Origin of the sequence: Paenibacillus soyae, assembly GCF_024623455.1 — a bacterium.
In the GTDB taxonomy this organism is placed as follows: domain Bacteria; phylum Bacillota; class Bacilli; order Paenibacillales; family Paenibacillaceae; genus Pristimantibacillus; species Pristimantibacillus soyae.
In genome coordinates this window covers 1-1,155 of the sequence record NZ_JANIPJ010000058.1, presented here as the reverse complement: position 1 = coordinate 1,155, position 1,155 = coordinate 1, and the positions used below count along the sequence as shown (strand labels likewise).

3 rRNA genes are annotated in these 1,155 nt (G+C 51.7%); all 3 read right to left on the bottom strand.

The features are described from left to right. Nucleotides 1–127: ribosomal RNA gene (locus tag NQZ67_RS29930) — 23S ribosomal RNA — on the bottom strand; the annotation flags it as partial. Between the two features lie 346 nt (nt 128–473). Then, nucleotides 474–590: ribosomal RNA gene (rrf, locus tag NQZ67_RS29925) — 5S ribosomal RNA — on the bottom strand. A 155-nt stretch (nt 591–745) separates the two neighbouring features. Next, nucleotides 746–1,155: ribosomal RNA gene (locus NQZ67_RS29920) — 16S ribosomal RNA — on the bottom strand; the annotation flags it as partial.

The window sequence follows — 1,155 nt, the reverse complement described above, 5'->3', positions numbered from 1 at the left end:
TTTCCCCATTCGGAAATCCCCGGATCAAAGCCTGCTTACGGCTCCCCGAGGCGGTATCGTTGTTCGCCACGTCCTTCTTCGGCTCCTGGTGCCTAGGCATCCTCCGTGCGCTCTTACTAGCTTAACCTGACGCTCCGGTTGATTTCGGTTGATGCTGCGTTCCGGCTTTATTTCTTTTATCACTGAGTTCAGAAATCGAAGAAACAAAGTCCGCAAAAGCATCCTCAACTCGAAACAACTTTCGCTAACGCAACGGCTTGGCTCGCTTTCGCATAGCTCAGCTCGCTGCTAGTTTAATTCAGCTAAAGGATGTTTCAGCTCAAGATTTTCATCTTGATTGACTTTCGTTATCCAGTTTTCAAGGTGCAAATGCGCCGCATTGCTGCGACAGGATTCATATCTTATCATGTTCTATCGACATCCGCAACAGGAAATTGTTGGTTATTTCGACAAACTCATGATAACAAGAACCCGCTTGGCGACGTCCTACTCTCCCAGGACCCTGCGGTCCAAGTACCATTGGCGCTGGAGGGCTTAACGGTCGTGTTCGGTATGGGAACGCGTGGATCCCCTCCGCCATCGCCACCAAACGGATAGCTTTGTGAAAGACATATTCGCAACCCCGCAAGCGGGATTGAATTGATCTTTCAAAACTGACAACGAGCGAGCAACAATCCTGCCTGAGAGTTGCTTGTGAAGACTTTCGTCTTCTTATCAGCCATCATCGTGACTGAGTAATCCTTAGAAAGGAGGTGATCCAGCCGCACCTTCCGATACGGCTACCTTGTTACGACTTCACCCCAATCATCTACCCCACCTTCGGCGGCTGGCTCCCTTGCGGGTTACCCCACCGACTTCGGGTGTTGTAAACTCTCGTGGTGTGACGGGCGGTGTGTACAAGACCCGGGAACGTATTCACCGCGGCATGCTGATCCGCGATTACTAGCAATTCCGACTTCATGCAGGCGAGTTGCAGCCTGCAATCCGAACTGAGACCAGCTTTGATAGGATTGGCTCCACCTCGCGGTTTCGCTTCCCGTTGTACTGGCCATTGTAGTACGTGTGTAGCCCAGGTCATAAGGGGCATGATGATTTGACGTCATCCCCACCTTCCTCCGGTTTGTCACCGGCAGTCACTTTAGAGTGCCCACCCGA